21 protein-coding genes are annotated in these 20,955 nt (G+C 60.6%); 5 read left to right on the forward strand and 16 right to left on the reverse strand.

Going from position 1 to position 20,955, the window contains the following annotated elements; translation table 11 throughout:
- Nucleotides 1-1,878 (forward strand): OmpA family protein, encoded by a 1,878-nt coding sequence (locus tag H7847_RS13880; RefSeq protein WP_227270080.1) that lies wholly within the window; start codon nt 1-3, stop codon nt 1,876-1,878.
- 34 nt (nt 1,879-1,912) lie between these two features.
- Nucleotides 1,913-2,242: a hypothetical protein gene (locus tag H7847_RS13885; protein WP_227270081.1), complete on the forward strand. Its 330-nt coding sequence runs from the start codon at nt 1,913-1,915 to the stop codon at nt 2,240-2,242.
- A gap of 4 nt (nt 2,243-2,246) precedes the next feature.
- Here the strand turns inward: H7847_RS13885 and H7847_RS13890 are convergent, their stop codons facing one another.
- From H7847_RS13890 to H7847_RS13940, 11 genes are all read right to left on the reverse strand, one after another.
- Nucleotides 2,247-2,693, reverse strand: a complete 447-nt coding sequence (locus tag H7847_RS13890) for a universal stress protein (protein WP_227270082.1) — start codon at nt 2,691-2,693, stop codon at nt 2,247-2,249.
- A gap of 87 nt (nt 2,694-2,780) precedes the next feature.
- A complete protein-coding gene (locus H7847_RS13895) occupies nt 2,781-3,224 on the reverse strand; it encodes a molybdenum cofactor biosynthesis protein MoaE (protein WP_227270083.1) in 444 nt (147 codons plus the stop codon).
- A gap of 3 nt (nt 3,225-3,227) precedes the next feature.
- On the reverse strand, nt 3,228-3,473 hold the full coding sequence (gene moaD / locus H7847_RS13900) for a molybdopterin converting factor subunit 1 (protein WP_227270084.1): 246 nt from the start codon (nt 3,471-3,473) through the stop codon (nt 3,228-3,230).
- Nucleotides 3,470-4,138: a CDP-diacylglycerol--glycerol-3-phosphate 3-phosphatidyltransferase gene (pgsA, locus tag H7847_RS13905; RefSeq protein ID WP_227270085.1), complete on the reverse strand. Its 669-nt coding sequence runs from the start codon at nt 4,136-4,138 to the stop codon at nt 3,470-3,472. Before pgsA ends, moaD begins: the two co-directional genes overlap by 4 nt.
- A gap of 123 nt (nt 4,139-4,261) precedes the next feature.
- A complete protein-coding gene (gene uvrC, locus H7847_RS13910) occupies nt 4,262-6,139 on the reverse strand; it encodes an excinuclease ABC subunit UvrC (protein WP_227270086.1) in 1,878 nt (625 codons plus the stop codon).
- A gap of 291 nt (nt 6,140-6,430) precedes the next feature.
- Nucleotides 6,431-7,264, reverse strand: a complete 834-nt coding sequence (locus H7847_RS13915; RefSeq protein ID WP_227270087.1) for an SDR family oxidoreductase — start codon at nt 7,262-7,264, stop codon at nt 6,431-6,433.
- Entirely contained in the window at nt 7,233-8,186 is a 954-nt protein-coding gene (locus tag H7847_RS13920; RefSeq protein ID WP_227270088.1) for a calcium/sodium antiporter, read from the reverse strand. Before H7847_RS13920 ends, H7847_RS13915 begins: the two co-directional genes overlap by 32 nt.
- Nucleotides 8,183-8,356, reverse strand: coding sequence for a hypothetical protein (locus tag H7847_RS13925; protein ID WP_227270089.1), 174 nt, complete (start codon nt 8,354-8,356; stop codon nt 8,183-8,185). The genes H7847_RS13920 and H7847_RS13925 overlap by 4 nt, the downstream gene beginning before the upstream one ends.
- 3 nt (nt 8,357-8,359) lie before the next feature.
- The gene (locus H7847_RS13930; RefSeq protein WP_227270090.1) at nt 8,360-9,157 is read right to left on the reverse strand and encodes a S49 family peptidase; all 798 of its coding nucleotides are present in this window, start codon (nt 9,155-9,157) and stop codon (nt 8,360-8,362) included.
- A 69-nt stretch (nt 9,158-9,226) separates the two neighbouring features.
- Nucleotides 9,227-9,988, reverse strand: coding sequence for an ABC transporter permease (locus H7847_RS13935; RefSeq protein WP_227270091.1), 762 nt, complete (start codon nt 9,986-9,988; stop codon nt 9,227-9,229).
- Nucleotides 9,985-10,923 carry an ABC transporter ATP-binding protein gene (locus H7847_RS13940; protein ID WP_227270092.1) on the reverse strand — a complete coding sequence of 313 codons (939 nt, stop codon included), beginning with the start codon at nt 10,921-10,923 and terminating at the stop codon, nt 9,985-9,987. Before H7847_RS13940 ends, H7847_RS13935 begins: the two co-directional genes overlap by 4 nt.
- A gap of 159 nt (nt 10,924-11,082) precedes the next feature.
- On the opposite strand from H7847_RS13940, the gene H7847_RS13945 reads away from it, so the two are divergent.
- The gene (locus tag H7847_RS13945) at nt 11,083-12,063 is read left to right on the forward strand and encodes a DMT family transporter (protein WP_227270093.1); all 981 of its coding nucleotides are present in this window, start codon (nt 11,083-11,085) and stop codon (nt 12,061-12,063) included.
- Here H7847_RS13945 and H7847_RS13950 read toward each other — a convergent pair.
- Nucleotides 12,060-12,413: a YigZ family protein gene (locus H7847_RS13950; RefSeq protein ID WP_227270094.1), complete on the reverse strand. Its 354-nt coding sequence runs from the start codon at nt 12,411-12,413 to the stop codon at nt 12,060-12,062. The genes H7847_RS13945 and H7847_RS13950 overlap by 4 nt on opposite strands.
- Nucleotides 12,414-12,431: 18 nt before the next feature.
- Nucleotides 12,432-13,394 carry an NADPH:quinone oxidoreductase family protein gene (locus H7847_RS13955; protein ID WP_227270095.1) on the reverse strand — a complete coding sequence of 321 codons (963 nt, stop codon included), beginning with the start codon at nt 13,392-13,394 and terminating at the stop codon, nt 12,432-12,434.
- 75 nt (nt 13,395-13,469) lie between these two features.
- Here H7847_RS13955 and H7847_RS13960 point away from each other — a divergent pair, with 75 nt between their 5' ends.
- Nucleotides 13,470-14,279, forward strand: a complete 810-nt coding sequence (locus H7847_RS13960; protein ID WP_227270096.1) for a DUF1045 domain-containing protein — start codon at nt 13,470-13,472, stop codon at nt 14,277-14,279.
- 4 nt (nt 14,280-14,283) lie between these two features.
- Here H7847_RS13960 and H7847_RS13965 read toward each other — a convergent pair whose 3' ends face one another.
- The 3 genes from H7847_RS13965 to H7847_RS13975 form a co-directional block, all read right to left on the reverse strand.
- On the reverse strand, nt 14,284-14,490 hold the full coding sequence (locus H7847_RS13965) for a hypothetical protein (RefSeq protein ID WP_227270097.1): 207 nt from the start codon (nt 14,488-14,490) through the stop codon (nt 14,284-14,286).
- Between the two features lie 162 nt (nt 14,491-14,652).
- Nucleotides 14,653-17,874, reverse strand: coding sequence for a reductive dehalogenase (locus tag H7847_RS13970; protein WP_227270098.1), 3,222 nt, complete (start codon nt 17,872-17,874; stop codon nt 14,653-14,655).
- Between the two features lie 133 nt (nt 17,875-18,007).
- The gene (locus H7847_RS13975; RefSeq protein ID WP_227270099.1) at nt 18,008-19,618 is read right to left on the reverse strand and encodes a GMC family oxidoreductase; all 1,611 of its coding nucleotides are present in this window, start codon (nt 19,616-19,618) and stop codon (nt 18,008-18,010) included.
- Nucleotides 19,619-19,710: 92 nt separating this feature from the next.
- On the opposite strand from H7847_RS13975, the gene H7847_RS13980 reads away from it, so the two are divergent.
- Nucleotides 19,711-20,940 (forward strand): TRAP transporter substrate-binding protein, encoded by a 1,230-nt coding sequence (locus H7847_RS13980; protein ID WP_227270100.1) that lies wholly within the window; start codon nt 19,711-19,713, stop codon nt 20,938-20,940.
- Nucleotides 20,941-20,955: the final 15 nt, after the last annotated feature.

Raw genomic sequence — 20,955 nt, forward strand, 5'->3', positions numbered from 1 at the left:
ATGCCCCTGTCCCGTCTTCATCTTGTTGCCAGTGCCTTTGCCATTGCCGGTGGCGTTTCCCTACTGGCCGCAAGTTTTTCCGTGCAGCTGATCGAAGACAAGACAGAGACCGAAGTCCGTTATATCCTGGATCGAAACGGGCTGACCTGGGCCGAGGTTCAGGCAGACGGGCTGCGTGTCATCATGGCCGGGACCGCGCCGACCGAAGCGCTGCGCTTTCGCGCGCTGAGCCTTGCCGGCTCGATGGTGGACGCAGCACGCGTGATTGATGAGATGGATGTCACGGCGGAAGCCGGTTTGGAGGCGCCCCGTTTCTCCGCCGAAGTGCTGCGCAATACATCCGGTCTGTCAATCATCGGGCTGATCCCGGCCAGCAGCGACCGCGCCGCCATTATCGAAGGCTTTGCCGACATGAGCGACCTGCCGGTGACGGACCTGCTTGAGACCGCAGACTACCCTGCCCCAAGCGGCTGGGAGGACGCCTTAGCCTTTGCCACCAACGCCATACAGGACCTGCCGCGCGCCAAAGCTTCGGTCGACGCCGGACGGGTCGAGATCACCGCAATTGCCGACAGCGAAGAGGACAAGGCGGAGATGGAGGCGCGGCTGCGCCGCAGTGCCCCGCCCGCCTTGCGGGTCTCTCTCAACATAACCGCGCCACGGCCGGTCATAACCCCTTTCACCCTGCGGTTTGTGATGGATGAGGCCGGCGTTCGCTTTGACGCCTGCTCAGCGGATACCGAGGCCAGCAAATCCCGCATTCTGGACGCTGCGTTCCGTGCGGGCCTCAGTGGGCTGGGGCGCTGCACCGTGGGCATGGGCGTGCCCAGCCCGAACTGGGCCGAGGCCGCCGAACAGTCGATAGACGCCCTGGCTCAGATCGGGCAGGGCACGGTCACCTTCTCGGACGCGGATATTACCCTCGCCGCTGCCGAGGGCACGGATGCAGCCCTCTTTGACCGCGTTGTGGGAGAGCTGGAGAACAATCTGCCGGACGTCTTTGCCCTTAAGGCCGATCTCCCCGTCTCGCAGGATGACGCCGTGGGGCCACCGGAATTCGTCGCCACCCTCAGCCCTGAGGGGCAAGTGCAGCTCAGGGGCCGGATTGCAGGGGAAGTCATGCGCGACGCCGCCGATAGTTTTGCCAAGGCGAAATTCGGCTATGACAATGTCTACACCGCAACACGGATCGTCCCGGATCTGCCGGGAGATTGGTCGTCGCGGGTGCTGACGGGGATCGAGGCCCTGGGCTATCTCAACAACGGCGCGGTCACCGTCACCCCGGAGCAGGTCTTGCTGTCGGGGCGGTCCGGCAACCCGGCGGCAAATGAGGTGATCTCGCGGCTGATGGTGGATAAACTGGGCAATGGTGGCGCGTTCGAGATTGACGTCAGCTATGTCGAAGCGCTGGACCCGGTGGCCGCCAAACCGACGGCTGACGAATGTGAAGCCCGCATTGCGGCCATCGTCGCGGGCGGCAAGATCAGCTTTGAGCCCGGTTCCGCAACCATTGACGAGAGTGCCCTGAGCTCGATGGACCAGATTGCGGAACTGCTGCAGGAGTGCGGCGACCTGCGCATCGAGGTCCAAGGACACACCGACAGCCAGGGCCGCGAGGAAATGAACCTGTCGCTGAGCCAGGCGCGAGCAGAATCAGTCCTGAACGAACTGCGCGCCCGCCGGGTGCTGACCAGCGGCTTTGTCGCGAAAGGCTATGGTGAGGCCAACCCGATTGCAGACAACGACACAGAAGCGGGCCGCGAAGCGAACCGCCGCATCGAATTCCGCCTGATCCGACCGGAACCAAGTATCCCGGAAGGCGACTCTGCTCTGGAAAGCATCGCTGAAAACAGTGATACAGGGACAGAAGACCAATAACAGCGACTTTTGGTCGGCACGAAAGGAACATGCAATGACCAGCCCGCAGTTTGTGGTGGCGACCGCGATCATGCTTTTTGTCGCATTCTGTCTAGGATGGTTCGCCAACTGGCTGGTCCATCGCTTTTCACGCGTGGCCGCCGACGATGTGGCGCAGCTGGATCGGATGAGCCAGGAATTGCATGAAGCCGAAGAAACGCGCGATCAGGCGATCACCTACCTGCAGCAGCGCGAGGCGGAACTGACAAATCAGCTCGCCCAGACAGAGGCAGAGCTACGCGCCGCGATGGATGGGCTTCGTGACGCGCGCCACGAAGCAGAAGAACTCAGGGCGCATCTGTCGCGCCAGAAACACGCCGGCTAGCGTGCTATTTGACGGTCAGATGTGCACAGCTTGCCAGATGCCCGACACTTTGGGATGTGCTGCCCAGCACAAGCGCCGACAGATTACCCAAGCCCCGACGGCCCGTCACAATCAGGTCTGAATCGACCTCTTTTGCATAATCGATCAAAGACTGCGCAGCCTCACCTTCGCCAATATGTGCCGTGACAGACGCCTGACCTGCGTCCGCAGCCGTTGCCTTTGCCTTTTCGAGCATGATCGCCGCTGCTTTCGCGGTTTCTTCCGATGACGGCATGGTGGTCGCAACGTGATATCCTGCAACCGCGCCCAAGGCGAAGGTGACGGTCTCGGGATGCGGGGTGTGCACAATATGGACTGATGAATTGTACTTTTCCGCCAGGTCACAGGCCATCCGTACCGCGTTGTCGGAGGGTTCTGATCCGTCGTACCCTACACAAATCGTCTTGAACATTTTAGTCTCTCCCTTTCCTTTGATAGAAGGACAATAAAGAACGGCATGGGCGTACGATATGATTTGGATCAACGCCCGTTTCAGACCTTACCAGCGGTCGAGTGCGGCTTCATCCTCATCTTTTGCCGCCACCCATGAGGCCCCCTCTGCCGTGACTTCGCGCTTCCAGAACGGCGCGCGCGACTTAAGGTAATCCATCAGAAACTCCGCCGCCTCGAAAGCGTCCCTGCGATGCCGCGCGGCGGTCGCGACCATCATGATCATCTCGCCGGGTGTCAGCCGTCCATACCGGTGAAGGATCAGCACATCCCCCAGCGACCAGCGCGCGCAGGCGTCATTGGCGATCGCGGTCAGCGCCGCTTCGGTCATGCCGGGGTAATGTTCAATCTCCATCGCCGTCAGCGCCCCGGACGCATCATCGCGCACGACACCGGTAAAGGTGACAATCGCGCCCATGTTCTGACGCCCGGAGGCAAACGCCTGCGCCTGCTGACCAAAATCAAACGGCGCCTCCTGCACAATGATCCGCACGTCCTATCCCCCTGTCATTGGCGGGAAAAAGGCCACTTCTTTCACCCCGGCGAGCGGGGCGTCGAAATCCGTGAGCTCCTGATCAACCGCCACCCGCAGCGCAGAGGTATCGGCAAAGGCCGCCGCGTAGCGATCCTCGCGCGCGCGCAGCTCCTCCACAAGGTCATTCACGGTGGCGGCTTGGGTCTCGACACTTTCACTCGGTACGCCGATCCTCTCCCGCACCCAGGCGAAATAAAGCACATTCATGATTTCTCGTCCTTCAGAAACGGCATGGCTTTCATCAGATAATCCACACCTGTCAGCAGTGTCAGGGTCGCGGCAAGCCAAAGCAGCCACATCCCGATGGTCCCGGCCCATTCCATCGCGGCATGTTTCCAGCGCAAGCCCTGCAGGTCGGGCACAGTCCCCGCAAAGACCGCATCAACCATCGCCTGATCCATGCCCCAGGCCGACATGCCAAGATAGTGTTCAAACACGCCATGGGAAAAGAGCACAGCGATGGCAATCATCTGACAGGTTGTCTTCCATTTTGCCAGCTTGGTGACCTTGAGTGTGCCGGCGGTCTCGCCCAGAAACTCGCGCAGCCCCGACACGAAGACCTCGCGAAACAGAATGACCGTGGCGGGCAGTACAAGCCAGGGGGACCAACTGGAAAAGCCGATGATGACCATCAGGGCGATGACAACCATTGCCTTATCCGCGATGGGATCGAGCATGGTGCCCAGCTTGGTTTCCTGCTTCCACGCCCGCGCGAGATAGCCGTCAAACCAGTCTGTGATCGCCGCCGTGACAAAGAGCACCAGCGCGAACCAATCGGCATAGGGCCGTTCGAAATAAAGAAACATCACCGCGACGAGGGGGGCCGCGAGCAGACGGATGATGGTCAGAACATTAGGCAAAGTCATTCGCATGCGCGTACCTTACATCGCCCGATTTGCGGGCGAAAGCGGCAAGCGTTCATCCGGGCGAAACCTGACGCGACCCGCTGACCGGCGGGCCTGCGCGGAGTATCGTGCATCGCCACTCGGCCACCATCAGCCGCGGTCGTGAAAGAAGTCATAGATCTTTTCAGCCAGCGCGCCCGAGACACCGTCCACCGCCTTGAGATCGTTGAGATTGGCGCGCGCCACGGCCTTGGCAGATCCAAAATGCGCCAGCAGCGCGCGTTTGCGGGCCGCCCCCACGCCCGGCACCTCATCCAGCGGGGTTGCGCCCACCGCTTTTGCCCGTTTGGCCCGGTGGGTGCCGATGGCAAAGCGGTGCGCCTCATCCCGCATCCGCTGCACGTAGTAAAGCACCGGATCATTGTGGCGCAGGGCAAAGGGACGTTTGCCCACCCGGTGGAATTCCTCCTTGCCGGCATCGCGCTCAAGACCTTTGGCGACACCGATCATCGGGATATCCTCGACGCCGTATTCGCGCATGATCGAGGCCACAGCGCTCACCTGCCCGGCGCCGCCGTCAATCAGCAGCAAATCCGGCCAGTGCCCCTCCGTGCGGCCGGGGTCTTCCTTGATGAGACGCTTGAAGCGGCGGGTCAGCACCTCCTTCATCATGCCAAAGTCATCGCCGGGGGTCAGATCGTCGCCCTTGATATTGAATTTGCGGTACTGGTTCTTCATGAAGCCCTCGGCCCCCGCGACGATCATCGCCCCGACGGCAAAAGCGCCCTGAATATGCGAGTTGTCGTAGACCTCGATCCGCTTGGGCGGCGCGGGCAAGTCAAAGGCCTCCGCAAGCCCTTTCATCAGCCGTGCCTGCGTCGCCGTTTCGGCCATCTTGCGCGCCAGCGACTCGCGCGCATTGCGCAGCGCCCCGTCAATCAACTCGGCCTTTTCGCCCCGCTGCGGCACCACCAGATCGACCTTGAGACCGAGTTTCCCGGATAGGGCCTCCGCCATCAGATCGGGGTTCTCGATCTCGTTGCTCAGAATGATCTGACGGGGCGGTTCTCGGGTATCGTAGAACTGCCCCAGAAAGGCTTCGAGCGCCTCTGCCGCATCCACGTCGGGCCCCACACGGGGGTAGTAATCCCGGTTGCCCCAGTTCTGATTGGCGCGGATGAAAAACACCTGCACGCAGGCCTGGCCGTTTTCCAGGTGGAGGGCGACGATATCTGCCTCCGAGACCCCCTTGGGGTTGATGCCCTGTGCGGTCTGCACCTGCGTCAGTGCCTTGATCCTGTCGCGCAGGGCAGCGGCGCGTTCAAACTCCATCGCCTCGGAGGCGGCCGTCATCTCCGCAGCCAGCCGCGCCTGAATATCGGTGGTCTTCCCGGTCAGGAATTTCTCGGCATCTTTGACGGTCTGGCGATATTCCTCGGGGGCAATCTTGCCCACGCAGGGCGCTGAGCACCGTTTGATCTGATATTGCAGGCAGGGCCGTGTGCGGCTCTCAAACATCGCATCCGAACAATCCCGCAGCAAAAAAACCCGCTGCAACTGGTTCAGCGTCCGGTTCACCGCGCCAGCAGAAGCGAAGGGGCCATAATAGCTGCCTTTTTCCTTCTTTGCCCCACGGTGCTTTTTGATCTGCGGAAACGCATGGGTCGCCGTGACGAGAATGTTGGGAAAGCTCTTGTCGTCCCGCAGCAAAACGTTGAATTTCGGTTTGAGCTGTTTGATGAGGTTCTGCTCAAGAAGCAGCGCTTCGGTTTCTGTCTTTGTGGTCAGAAACATCATCGACGCGGTCATGGAAATCATGCGCGCAATACGCGGCGAATGACCCGAGGGCCGGGCGTAATTCGAGACCCGCGCCCGCAGATTGCGGGCCTTTCCCACGTAGAGCACACGGCTCTCAGCATCGAGCATGCGGTAAACGCCGGGCGACGTGTCCAAGGTCTTCAGATAACCTTGGATAACCTCATATCCGTGCGTTGCACGTTCAGGGTGAGTTTCTGTCAAATCGGTCATAGGGTGCTTTACATGATTCCCAGGCTGGCTGCACTGTAGCGTGGGTAGCTGCAAGCCTTAAGGTGTCCACCAAAGCTGTGGACAACTCTGATGATAACTTGCCGCCAGCGGGAATTTTTCCTTGTATTCGCAGGATTTCCAAGATTTGCCTGTTTTTTAGGCGTGTTTGCAACGCCTTGATTTCATTCAAAACTTTCTTTTGGGTTGTTCAAGGCTCTGAAAATAAAGACATTTTCGTAACGCTTTTGTGACAGCGAAAGGTGCAGTGCAAAACTTTAGCCGGGCGCGCGGTTATTCAACCCCAAGGACGTCCGGTGTCTGCCAGCACAGGTGTTGTCCGCCGTCGATACAGAGCAATTGACCCGTCACGGAAGGCGCATCGAGGATGAAGCCCAAAGCAGCCGTGATGTCCTGTGGATTCGCGCCGCGCTCCAGCACCGTATTGGCCCGCTGCTTTGCAAAATGGGCTGAGGATTGCCTGCCGCCCTGAAGAGTTGGCCCGGGGCCGATGGCATTGACACGGATGGCCGGGGCAAGGCCCTGCGCCGTGGTTTTCGTCATCGCCCAGAGGCCCATCTTGGCAATCGTATAGGTCATGAACTCGGGCGTCAGTTTGCGCACACGCTGGTCGATCATGTTCACGATGACACCGCTGGCCAGAGGCTCGCCGCGCTCGTCTGTTTTGGCCTCCAGACCTTGGGCCGCCATGGCCTGCGTGAGCACGAAAGGGGCGCGCAAATTGCTTTGCATATGGCGATCCCAAAGCGCCCGCGTCGCGGAGTGCACCGTGTCATGTTCAAAGATCGACGCATTGTTGACCAGACAGGTGATATCGCCGCCAAGGCCCTCTCTTGCTTGGGCAAAGAGCTTTTCGGTTTGCGCATCGTCCAGCAAATCGGCCTGAAGCGAGACCGCGCGTCCGCCGGCCTCGTGAACAAGCGCGACAGTTTCATCCGCACCCTCTTTGGACGATGCATAATGGACCGCCACGTCATAGCCGCGCTTGGCCAGATAAACCGCCATCGCCTGACCCAGCCGATGGCCCGCGCCGGTTACCAAAGCTCTCGTCATACTTGGCGTCTCCCGCTGCTTGTCACACCAACAAGAAGACCAGATAGGCCACATAAAGCGCAGACAAGAGCACGCCCCAGAACCGCGTGATATTCCATTTCAAAAACACAAACGGGAACAGCAGAATGGAGGCGCCCAACATCACCCAAAGATCCAGCCGAAGGAACTCCGGATCGACATGGATCGGGCCAACCAGAGTTGCAATCCCGATGATGGCCAGAAGGTTGAACATATTCGACCCGATGACATTCCCCAGCGCCACATCCGCCTGACGCCGCAAGGCTGCCATGACCGTTGTCGCAAGCTCCGGCAGGGACGTTCCGATCGCCACCAGCGTCAGCCCGATGACCGTGTCGGACACACCATATTGCTTTGCAATGACCGTTGCGTTCTCGACCAGAAGGTTCGCGCCCAGCGGCAGACCGACAAGGCCCAATACCAGGAAAATCAGGATACGCCACATCGGCAAACTGGGATCGGCGCCTTCGGGTTCTTCCTCGTCGCCGGGGTTCTCCTGACCGGCTTTGCGGTGCAGATGGGCATCCCGAAAAGCATCCCCCAGCACAGCGGCCAGAGCCGTCAGCAGAATAATCCCGGCGTACCAGTCAAAGACCCCGCGGAACGCCAGACCGATGAAAAGGAACGACGCCAGGATCATGTAAATGTAGGTCTTGCGAGAGTTGCATTCGGAGGTGTGCATCGTCGCAAGCAGCGCGGGCACGCCCAGCACCAGCAGGATATTGGCGGTGTTCGAGCCAACAACATTCCCAAGGGCCAACCCCGGCGCATCGTCAAGGATCGCCTGAACCGAGATCAGCAACTCTGGCGCGGAGGTGCCGAAAGCCACGATTGTAAGGCTGACAATCAACGCCGGCACGCCCAGTCGCAAGCTGAGGTTCACCGCCCCTCTGACCAGAGAGTCTCCGGCGAGCAGCAAGATCAGAAGCCCGAGGCCCGACAGCAGCCAAGGCGTCATGAGCTGTCACCGCTCTTGCCGCAGCCGCAGGGGCCCCGCCCGATCCGGTAGCGGCCACAGGCCTTGCATTTGGCGGACGCCAGGCGTTTGCCGCCCAGCCAATGCATCTTGCCGAACATGGCCAACACGCCCATGATGACCAGAAAAAGCGTGACGATCTTGAAAATCATGCCCTACAAGCCGAACTGCGCAAAGGCGCTGCGCTCTTCAACGGCGTGCAGGGCGTCATCGAAAACCCGTGCGCCAAAGCGGGACAGGAAGGGCTTGCGCACGCTGTAGCGACGGAACTTCACCTTGTCGCCAAACCGTTCTTTCATCATTGGCTTGAGATGCCCAATCCCGTCGATCAGCCCCAATTCGACCGCCCGCCGGGCCAGCCATATCTCGCCGGTGAAGAGATCCTGATCCTCGGGCAATTTACCGCCCCGCCGGGTCGAGATGTGGTGCTTGAAGTTCGTGTGGATGTCCTCCAGCAGCCCTTTCAGCCGCGCAACGTCCTCGGCGTTTTCGGGCCGAAAAGGATCAAGCATCGACTTGGACTTTCCTGCCGTATAGACCCGGCGCTCAATGCCCTGTCGCGTCAGAAATTCATGGGCACCGAAAGACGCTGAAATCACCCCGATGGACCCGACCACCGAACTGTCGTCGGCATAGATCTCATCCGCTGCCGCCGCGAGCCAATACCCACCGGAGGCTGCCACATCCTCGACAAAGGCGATGACAGGTACCTCTTTTTCTTCGGCGAGCCGCCGGATACGGGCACCGATGAGCGACGACTGAACCGGGCTGCCGCCCGGAGAATTGACCTCCAGCACCACGGCAGCAGGCTTCCCGCGCACAAAGGCTTTTTCGATGACAGGCGCGAGGCTTGCGTTGTTCAGCACACCGCGACCAGATGCACTGATGACGCCCGCGAGGCGGATCACTGCGACGGTCGGATCGGATTTGAGAAAGGGTATCCAGCGTTTCATGTGTGCTCATGTAGATTGGGGGTACCGCGCAAACAAGGCGCGGAGGGCAAGAGATTTCATCCTGCGCCTTTATTGCCGGAGCCGCCAGCCGGTTTTAAAAATCCACCAGATCACCGCAAGGCAGAACACGGTAAAGGCCGCAATCGCCAACAAAGACAGGCCGATGGGCACATCCGCGCTGCCAAAAAACGACCACCGAAAACCCGAGATCAGATAGACGACTGGGTTGAAAAGTGAAATTGTCTGCCAAATGGGCGGCAGCATGGTGATTGAATAAAACGATCCCCCAAGAAAAACCAAGGGGGTGACCACCAGCAAAGGCACAAGTTGCAGCTGCTCGAAATTGCTGGCCCAGATACCGATAATGAAGCCGAGGAGTGAAAAACTCAGACAGGTGAGGATCAAAAACAGCACCATCGCCACGGGGTGAGCGATCTGAATGTCCACAAAGACGAAAGATGTGGCCAGGATGATGACGCCGATAAACATCGCCTTGGTCGCCGCTGCCCCGACATAGCCCGCCACGATTTCAAGAAAGCTGACCGGGGCCGAGAGCAGCTCGTATGTGGTGCCGATGAATTTGGGAAAATAGATCCCGAAAGAGGCGTTTGAAATCGCCTGCGTAATGACCGACAACATGATGAGACCCGGCACGATGAAGGCCCCATAGCTGATGCCCTCGACTTCTTCGATCCGGCTGCCGATGGCCGCGCCGAAGACCACGAAGTAAAGTGATGTGGACAAAACCGGAGAGATCAGACTTTGCGCGATGGTACGGAAAAACCGTGCCATTTCAAACTTGAAGATCGCGCGAACAGCCGTGAGGTTCATGTCGCATCCTCCTCTCCGGCGTGCACAAGACCGACGAAGATGTCTTCCAGACTGCTTTGCCGGGTGACAACATCACGCAGCACCAGCCCGGCCGCCGAAACATCCGAGAGCAGCTTGGTGATGCCGGTGCGTTCACGCCGGGTATCGTAGGAATAGGTCAGAGCGCACCCGTCTTCGCTCAAGCTCAGCGCGTAGGTCTCTAGGGCTGCCGGAATCTCCGTGATGGGCGCGGAGAGCTGCACTTCGAGCTGCTTCTGACCCATCCTGTCCATCAGCCGTGCCTTTTCCTCGATCAACAGCATCTCACCCTTGGCAATCACACCGACCCGGTCCGCGATGGCTTCGGCTTCTTCGATGTAATGCGTCGTCAGCACGATGGTGACACCTGCAGCTTTCAGCCCGGCCACGATTTCCCACATGTCCTTGCGCAGTTCCACATCGACCCCGGCAGTGGGCTCGTCCAGAAACAGAAGCTTTGGCTCATGGCTGAGCGCCTTGGCAATCAGCACGCGCCGTTTCATCCCACCGGACAGTTCCCGCACCTGGCTGTCACGCTTGTCCCAGAGCGACAGCTGCCGCAGGATCTGCTCGGTCTTGGCATCATCGCGCGGCTTGCCGAACAAACCACGGGAAAACTGCACGGTGCTGATGACCTTCTCAAAGGGTTCAAGGTTGATCTCCTGCGGGACCAGACCGATCATGCTGCGGGCCTGGCGAAAGTCGCGCAGGATATCGTAGCCACCGACCCGCACATGACCCGCACTCGCCTGCGTAATGCCGCATACTGTCGATATCAAAGTGGTCTTGCCGGCGCCGTTGGGCCCAAGCAGGGCAACAATCTCTCCTGTCTTGATCTCAAGGTTCACGTCTTTGAGCGCTTCGAACCCATCCGCGTAGACTTTGCGCAGGCTCTCTATCTCCAGGATTGCTGACATTCTGTGGTCTCCCTGCCCCTTCGTCCAATGGATAAATCCGCGCGGCCCAGAAGGACAGAGCAGAAATGCACAAAGACCCGCGCCGCCTGTGCGGCAGCAGATCAGGGCCGATGTCGTATCTGGGCTCGACAGGTCCAGGCCGCGTGCTAGGGCTGGGGCATGGGCGCGCAACCACATAACCGACCAACCCTGGGCATTCTGTTTGTCCTGGGCGGCGTTCTGGCGATTTCAGTCAATGACATGCTGATCAAAGAGCTGTCGGGGGCGTATCCCTTGCACCAGATCGTTTTCCTGCGGTCTGCCATTGGATTGGCCTTTACGCTGCTGCTGGTGCAGATGGAAGGCGGCTGGCGCATTCTGAAAACCCGTCAGCCTATTTTGCACACCCTCCGGGGTTTGCTGATCGTCACCGCAAACATGAGCTATTTTGCCGCCCTCGCAGCGTTACCGCTGGCGGATGCAACCGCTCTTTTCTTTGCAGCGCCGCTGTTTATCACCGTGCTTTCCATTCCGATCCTCGGCGAAAGAGTCGGGGCGATGCGCATGACCGCCGTGATTGTCGGCTTTCTGGGGGTGGTCATCATGCAGCGGCATTGGGCGGATGATGCAAACCTGCAGGCCTCGCGCCTTGTCTTGCTGCTGCCGGTTTTTGCCGCGCTGATGTATGCCTTTAACCAGTTGATGACCCGCAAACTGGGGTTCGAGAGCAAGGCCTCTGCACTGGCTTTTTATAGTCACGGTGCCTTCATCGTAGTGTCGGTCATATTCTACCTTGTGGCGGGGGACGGGCGCTTTGCGCAGGGGGTCGACAACCCCTCGCTGCAGTTCCTGCTGCGCGCCTGGGTATGGCCGGGTGCTGCAGACTGGTGGGGGCTGATCGGGATGGGCGTCAATGCTGCGATCATCGGCTATTGCCTCAGCCAGGCCTACCGTCTTGCCGATGCCGCAACGGTCGCCCCGTTTGAATACATTGGCCTGCCGCTGGCTGTCTTTTGGGGCTGGGCCATCTTTGCCGAACTGCCGGTCTGGGAGGTCTGGGCCGGTATCGCGCTGATCCTCAGCTCAGGGCTTTTTGTATTTTGGCGCGAACGGGGCAAATCGCGCATCCTTGCCCGTGCGCCGGTCAAACGCCGCAGCTAGCCGGAGCGGTGACCAAGATAGTAGCGCACCGCGTCCTGCAGGTGACGAAAGCGGTCGCCGCCAAGATGTTTGCCGCCATACCAGCGCGTCACCACGACGATTTCATCCTGCAGGCCCTCCCGCTCCAGCATCCGCAGGATCACCGCGCCCGCGCCAGCCTCGCCGTCATCACCCTTCAACGCACCGTCCGGGGTCAGAAGCGCCCAGGAATGATGTGTCGCCCTGGCGAATTTCTTGCGGCGCTTGAGCGTCTGGATGAAGGATTTGGCCTCACCCTCGGATCGGCAAACGCCCCCCGAGACTGCATATTTGGACCCGCGATCGCGGATGATCGCCTCGAAGACCTGCATCACCAGCGCCCTTGTGCCCTAGTCAATCCGCACCACGACCTTGCCCGTCGCCTGCCGGGTGCGCAGCAGATCGAGCGCCGCGTTTGCCTGGTCAAGCGGCAGCACTTTGCTGACATGGGGTTTGAGTTTGCCCGCCGCATACCAGTCGATCAGCACCGCGAAACTATCCGTCAGGACCTTGGGGTTCACCCGTGTGTATCCGCCCCAGTAAAAACCGATCACCGTGAGGTTCTTTACCAGAAGATGGTTGGCCGGGATTTGTGGCACCTCTCCGCTTGCAAACCCCAGCGGGATCAGACGCGCTTCGGGCCGGCAGGCACGCAAGGCGGCCTTGAACTGATCGCCGCCAATCGGGTCATAGACCACATCCGCGCCGCCCAGCGCCTTGACATCCGCGCGGATGTCATCGCTCTCCGAATTAATGAGGTGGTCCGCCCCGGCCGCTTTTGCCACCGCGAGCTTGTCCGCCCCGCGGGCCACGGCAATGACCTCCGCCCCCATCAGTTTGCCCAACTCAACCGCCGTCAAACCGACCCCCCCGGAAGCCCCCAGCACCAGCAACCGCTCCGCAGGCTTTAAATGCGCTTTGTAATCCAGCGCCACATGGCTGGTGCCATAGGTAATCAGAAAGGCCGCCGCATGTTCATCGGTCATGACCTCCGGGATCGGCACGCAGATATCGGCGGAAATGGCGGCATAATCCGCCAGCGCGTCAAAGCCGCAATAGGCCGCGACCCTTTGGCCAACGACGAGCGTGCTCACGCCGTCCCCCACCTCCGTCACGGTCCCGCAAAGCTCCATGCCGAGGGTGAATGGCAGGTCCGGTTTTTCCTGATAGGTGCCCTTGATGATGAGCAAATCGCCAAAGTTCAGACCACAGGTATGGACCTTGACCACCACTTGACCGGCGCCTGCCGTGGGCTTTGGAACGTCCTGCAGACGCAGGGGCTGGCCGAGTTCGGTGACTTGCATCGCACGCATGGGCGGCGTCCTTTCGTTGAGCTGTGTTGCCGCAATCTGCCCAGAGCATTGGCGGAATGGCAAGGGGCCGACCTGATGGCGGTGGTTCTGATGGCAGATCGGCTGTGCGTCCACAGCATGCAGGGTGGGCTTGTTCGGGCCGGGGGCGATCAGGGGATGGTGTCCGCGGATGGTCCTGCGTTAGGGTGCGCCCGATCCGACCCAAGGGACAGGTTTGTGAATTACACCCGCTACGGTCTTTATTACACCCCCTCCCCCGGACCCTTTGCGACGGCGGGTGCAAGCTGGCTTGGCTGGGACATCGACAAAGGGGAAGCTCTTGGCGAGCCTGATCTTTCTCTGGTGTCGCGCCCCCGGAGATACGGCTTTCACGCAACTCTGAAAGCGCCTTTTACGCTTGCCAGTGGAACCACACCGCAAGAGCTGGAGGACGCGGTCAGCGCCCTTTGTGCAAAGCTCTCACCGGTGGTGCTTGCAGGGCTGGAGGTGAGCCGCCTTGGGTCCTTTCTGGCACTCACGCCCCTGGGCGACCCTTCGGCGCTCAAAGTCCTGGCTGCGCGCTGTGTGACAGACCTTGACCGGTTCCGCGCCCCCCTCACCGAGGCCGAAAGGCAAAGGAAAACAAAGCCGAAGATGACACCGCAGTTACGACAAAATCTGGAGCGGTGGGGGTACCCGCATGCGATGGAATCGTTTCGGTTCCACATGACCCTTACCGGGCCATTGGACAGATCCTCAAGACAGGCGGCAGCCCGGGCGGCCAAGTCACATTTCGCGCCCTGCCTGCCCAAGCCTTTTTCGATAACGAGCCTCAGCCTCGCCGCTGAGGCACCGGATGGGATGTTTCACCTCATCCGGCGGTTTGATCTGGTCGGTCCGGCCTGAGAATTTAAAGAAAACCCAGATGGTTCAAGGCTTTACCTGCCTCTTCCTTTTGCTCGGCGGTGCCGAAAAGCAGGGCATCATTCAGCTCTGACACCAGGGTGCTCAGCGAGCGGTCTTGCACGCATTTTCTCACAAAAGGCGGCACCTCCGCCTGCTCAAGGACCAAGACTCCAGCCGCTGGCGAAACGTCGTTCAAGGTATAGTGCTTCATATCGTCCCCCCGGACTGCAGCGATTCCCTTTCCAAAAATGGTACCCCAAGAGTGAAGGGTCACGTGAGCGAAATTTTGCATCTGTGGATAAGTATCGCGGGCCCTGAGCAACGGTGGCCGATTTCCTCGCAGTCGCCTCTCTTTGGCGACAAGACGCAAGCGTCAGGTCTCTTGTGGCAAATCGAGCGCGATCTCGCCACCGGGTTCAGCCGCGCGCGATTGGCAGAGGATCATCGCACCTTGGCGCTGCGCTGCGGAGAGCACAAAATCGCGGTGTTCGACCCTGCCGGACAAGACCGCGCACTTGCAGACACCGCACAGCCCGTCAGAACATTTCAGATCGACAGGCACACCTGCCGCGATCAGCGCCTCGGCTGCGGACTGGCTGGCCTCGACCGGCACGCGCTGGCCATTGCGCAGCACCACTGTGAAGGGGTGGTTTTCATAGTCCGGTGCATCGGGAACGGAGAAATACTCCAGATGCCGCGCGTCCGGCGGAAAGCCTGCACGCTCTGCCGCACGCAGCACGGCCGCCATGTAGGGATCGGGCCCGCAGGTATAGACATGGTCCCCCGCCCTGTGGTCCTGGAAGATGTCACCCAGATCGGCGCGTCCGCCTTCGTCGGATACATGCAGTTTTACGCGATCAGACCACGGCATGCCCTGCAACGCCGGGATAAAGGCCCCTTCCGCGCGCGTGGAGACCGAATAGTGCAGCACAAAGTGGGCCCCCTGTTGGGAGAGCCTGTGCGCCATCGCGATCATGGGCGTCACCCCGATCCCGCCGCCCATCAGAAAACTGCGGGTGGCCTCCGCATGCAGCGGGAAGTGATTGATCGGTTTGGACACAAAGACCTTGCGCCCCACTTCAAAGAGGCGGTGGAGCATGGCGGAGCCGCCTTTGCCCGCCTCTTCCCGCAGCACCGCGATCTGGTAGCTGCGCCGGTCCGCCGGGTCGCCCATCAGGGAATACTGGCGCAGCAGGTCCGGGGTCACCACGATATCAATATGTGCACCCGCCTCCCAGACAGGCAGTTCCGTGCCCTCCACCGCCCGGAATGTGTAACGCGTGACCTTATCCGTCAGCACCTCCGCCGCTTCGATTTCAACCTGCACGACAGGGTTATCGGTTGAGGGCTGGTAGGTGTGATCCCAGTCTCCTGTCTCACCCGCGGCCCGGCGGCGCCGGTATTCGGGCGCGGCGATCATCTCGCGGTAGGCCTTGATGCCCGCCTCACGATCCATCGCAAAGGGGTACGGCCAGGGCGGCGGTGCCAAAGGTGCGGGGTAGACCGCAAGTGTCTGGTCTTCGTACCTCAGATCGAGATCGGTTTGCAGATCACGGGCATTTACCGGCGCGCGGGCGGGGTGGTATCCGCCGTCCTCATAAAGCTCGATGTCCCACCACCACTTCTTGATCGGTTTGAGACCGCCGTTCCCCAGCCTGTCGTCAAGACGCGCCAGCACCGGGGCCGCCTGCGGGATCGTCATGGCCACCCGGCGAAAGGGCTTTTCCGCAAAGAGACCTTCGAGGTTCCACGGGCAGGTCTTCATGCAGCGTCCGCACATCGACCCGCCGGACGTGGTGATGCGGTAGGTGGCACATTTCTGGCTGTCCGATTTCCAGATCTCATAGCCGTTGAACATCAGTTTCGGACCGGCGGAAATCGCCCCTGAAGGGCACTCCCGAGCGCATTTATTGCAGCTTTCGCAAAAGCGCTGCAGCCCGAAATCGATGGGCTTGTCGTGGGCCATCGGCATGTCCGTGGTGACGACCCCCGATTTCAGGCGGGGCCCCAGAAACGGGTTCAGGATGACCTCGCCGATGCGGCTGACCTCCCCCAGACCAGAGAGCAGCAGCAAGGGCGGCTGCAGGACTTCGCCGTCCATCACGGTGTGGGCCTTGGCCTTGTATCCCAGCCGCCGGATATGGCTGGCGATTACCCCGCCGAGCAGCGAGAAGCGCAGGTAGGCGCGCATCGACTGTGCCACGCTGATCCAGTCATCACCCGATGCGCCCTCCATCGTCTCGAAACCCTGGTCGATGATCATGCTGATGGCCTGATCGTGCGGTGGCGTGATCGGCGCGCCGGTGGCATCATGGCTGTACCAGGTCCAATCCGGGCAGCGGCTGAGCCCCACCGCATCGACCCCCAGAAAATAACTCGCAGCCTTGATTGCGGCGGCGTTCTCTTCGGGGGTGCCTGCGTGTTTTGGCCTGGCAGACGGCCCGTCCTGAAACAGGATCAGCGCCCCCAGCATGCGGCGCTGCGCCATGGAGGGCGCTGATTTACGGGCATAGTATCCGCCCGCCGCTGCCGACTGAACGGCCTTGCCCATATCGCCGAACTGGGCGCGGGCAAACATATCCGTGCGCTTTGGCACCCGCGCCACCCGCGCTTCATCGATATAGGTTGTGGGCGTTTCCACCCGTTTGAGCGTCTCGAAGGGATGGGGCCCCGACGCAAAGTCACGCCGCGCAAAGGGATCGCGGTTGAGCGCGGATTTCACTGTCCCCACCCCCAGCCACCAGGCAGGGGCATTGGTGGCCCAGGCGGTTTGCGCGGGTCTCGGGGCCAGTGGACGGTCGTGCGCGATTTCCAGTGTCGTGGTAACCACTGCGAGCCCGAACCGGTCCCCAAGGTAGGGGGTCTGCAAACGCCCGTCTTCCACGACACAAAGCCCCGCCGCCACGGCCAACCGGTTCAGGTCAACATCCGTGCTGGTGGCCGTATGGGCCTTGGCGTCCCAGCCCAGCAACCTGATGTAGTTCGCAAGCACAACAGCGGTTTCGGAGGCGCGCAGACAGGCGCGGTGGGCCTGCGCCCCCTCGATCCAGTCGTAGCCGGGCTCATCCGGGCGCGGATCGCGCGGCATCTCGTAGAGAAAGACAAGCGCGTGGGCGTGATCCACAATGGTTGTGGGCGGCGCTTCCATACTGTCGCGCAGGTCGGCCATGATCGTATCAATACCCGATGCCAGCGTCTTCACCTGTTTCGATTTCAACTCCTGCGCCAGCCGGTCGATATCCGGGTTGCGCCGGGGCCGCGCCAGCACGGTCGTTTCCGGCAGGGGCCCCGCGCCAACCATCGACGCATCGCAGAAATAGCCGAAGGATTTCAGGTGGGCCGCCCGCTCCGCCGGATCATCCGGACAGGTCGCCCGGGTGCGATTGACCAAACCGTCGCGCAGCGCATCCATCGTGGCCTGATATTCCGCCATGGCAGGCACAATGGACAAGGGGTTATCCTCCCGACGAAACACGAGCGGTTGCATCGAGGGCACCTGTGTCAAATCCGGCATGTCACCGCGCACCAGACGCTCCATCGGGTAAGGTCCCAGATGCGGCGCACGGTTTTTGGTCGAAAAGAACCTGACGGTCATGGGTGCTGCTTTGATCCTCCAAAACGCCTTGCACGTCGCTCGGGCAAAAGGGGTGACCCAAGCTTGATGAAAAACGGGGGCAAAGACAATGCCGCACGGTCAACGCCACCGCGCCAACCGGATCAAAAGCGCGTCAGACCGTTTCGAGCACGAGATCGGAGGCTTTTTCGCCAATCATGATCGCAGGGGCATTGGTGTTGCCCGATACGATTTCCGGCATGATCGAACAATCCGCCACCCGCAGCCCCTTGATGCCATGCACCCGCAGCTTGCTGTCCACAACGGCATCCGCATCATCGCCCATTTTGCAGGTGCCCGTGGGGTGGTAGATCGAGGCGGTGTTGCTGCGGGCCCAATCCAGCGTGGCGTCATAATCCTCCATATCGAGATCCGCGTGCGGGCGATACTCCTCCGAAATCTTGGAGGTCAGCGGCGCATGACGCGCAATCTTGCGGGCGATGTTGACGCCCGCGACGATCGTGCGGCAATCGGTTTCCGTCGACAGGTAGTTCGGCACGATCTTGGGGTAGGTGCGCGGGTTCGACGACGCGAGGCGAATCTCGCCCTTGCTTTCAGGGCGCAATTGGCAAACCGACATGGTGAAGGCGGAAAACTTATCTGCCCCTTTCCCCGGATTCTCCGCCGACAGCGGCTGCACGTGGAACTGGATATCCGGCGTCTCAAGATCATCGCGCGTCTTGAGGAAGCCAGTGGCAAGACTTGCCGCCATGGTCATGGGACCTGCACGGAAAAGGATGTATTTCAGCCCGATCCGCGCCTGTCCCATCAGGCTCGATACCTCGTCGTTGAGCGTGGGTTCATTGCATTTGTAGACAAGGCGCGCCTGCAGGTGGTCTTGCAGGTTCTTGCCGACACCCGGCAAGGATTTCACCACCTCGATCCCATTGGCCGCCAGTTGCTCGGGCTCGCCAATGCCCGACAACATCAAGAGCTGGGGCGAATTGATCGCCCCCCCGCAGAGCACAATCTCCCTGCGTGCGGTCACCGTCTGCTGCTGCCCGCTGCGATTGGTATAGGTCACACCCGTGGCGCAGCCATCGGCAATCTCGATCCTGTCTGCCTGCGCATGGGTGATGATGGTCAGGTTCGGACGCGTTTTGGCAGGCTTGAGATACGCCACCGCCGAACTGCATCGCCGCCCGTTTTTGGCCGTCAGCTGGAAAAACCCGACACCTTCCTGAACCGCGCCGTTGTAGTCAGGGTTAAAGGCATAGCCCGCCGCCTGTGCTGCTGCGACCCAGGCATCCGTGATCGGACGCTGGATGCGCATGTTCGACACTGCCAGTGGCCCCTGATCGCCGTGATACGCGTCAGCGCCGCGCTCGTTGCACTCGGCCCGTTTGAAGAGCGGCAGCACATCGTCCCAGCCCCAGCCGGTGTTCCCCATCTGGCGCCACCGGTCGTAGTCCTGTGGCTGTCCCCGCACATACAGAAGACCGTTCAGAGAGGACGAGCCTCCCAGCACCTTGCCGCGCGGCCACTCAATGGATCGCCCGTTCAGGCCGGGATCCGGTTCCGTTTTGTAACACCAGTCCACGGCCGGATTATGGATTGTTTTGAAGTATCCGACCGGAATATGGATCCAGGGGTTCAGGTCACGGCCCCCGGCCTCGAGCAAGATCACCTTGTGCTTTGGGTTTGCGCTCAGTCGGTTTGCAAGAACACATCCCGCAGAACCTGCACCAATGACGATAAAATCTGCTTCCACGCGCGCAACCTCCATGTAGTATGAGAAAACTCTATGCAAAAACGATTAATCATACTAGAGTTTTTTGGGACAATAAGTCTCAATAATCGACGTTCAGGGAGGAACACATGAAAGTACAGAACAATATCAAGGGTATATCACGCCGGGATCTTTTCCGGATTGCGGGCCGTTATGGCCTGAGTTCAACGCTGCTGGCCGCAGGCAGTTTCGGCGGGGCCATGAGCGTCGCCAATCTGGCCGCCGCGGCTGAGTCGAGTTACGAAAAGCGCTTTGCAAAAGAAGCCAAATTTACCCTCAAGTTGGGGGCCGCGGGCTTTAACCCGCAAAACCTCTTGATTGAACGCGCCGGTGTTCTGGAGTTCGCACGCGATCTGGAAAGCCGGACCGACGGTGAGATTCGTGTCGAATTCATCGGCAACAACCAGATCTGTAACCAGCTCTCCTGCGTCGAGAAAACGCAGCAGGGGATCGTCGACATGTATTCGGCGTCCACGCAGAACTCTGCCGGCGGTGCACCCTATCTGAACGTGCTGGACTATGCGTATATGTTCCGGTCCCGCGCGGACCAGTACTATTTCATGTACAGCCCGGAATCGCAGCGTATCCTGCGCGAGCCTTTCGAGCAGCGTCACGGTCTGAAGTTCCTGTTCAGCCACGCTGAGTTGCGCGGCATCCAACTCGGTCTGGCCTGGGAAGACCGGCCCACCGTCACCAGCATCGAAGAGCTGTTCGGCTCCAAGAACCGCGTCACGGGCACGCAGCTCGGCCGCATCGCGATGAACGCTCTCAACCTGAACCCGGTGCCGATCGCCTGGGAGGAAACGCTCGACGGCCTCAAGCAGGGTCTGATCGATGGGGCGGAAACATGGGCCTCGGCTGTGGCATATGCCAACATGTCGCCCGTGGTCAGCCAATCCGTTGACCTGCGCTTCTTCTGCGGTACTGAGCACACAGCGATGTCGGCCTCTGTCTTTGACAGCCTCGGCGGCGATTTGCAGGACGCAGTGATGGAATCGTCCTACCTCGCACAGGTGCACGTGCAGGCGGCCAACGAAGCGGCCCTGGTCAACACCGTTGGTGCAACCGATCCGCAGCTTCCCGGCACAATCTTTGCCGAGAACAACGTGCGCATGGCGATGCTGTCCGATGCAGAGCGCAAGAAAGCCGAAGAGATGTGCTCGCCCGAGTTCCAGCCCCAGCTCTGGGAACAGTGGCGCGAGCGGATCAACGGCTGGGCCGGTGGCATCGACACCTACCAGGACATCTACAACGACGTGCGCAACAACCCGCACACGCTGGCCGAAAACGTCGAGCCACGCCGGTGGTGGAAGGCCTGAGCCACAGGCTGACAC

Origin of the sequence: Roseobacter weihaiensis, from assembly GCF_020622345.1 — a bacterium.
In the GTDB taxonomy this organism is placed as follows: domain Bacteria; phylum Pseudomonadota; class Alphaproteobacteria; order Rhodobacterales; family Rhodobacteraceae; genus Roseobacter; species Roseobacter weihaiensis.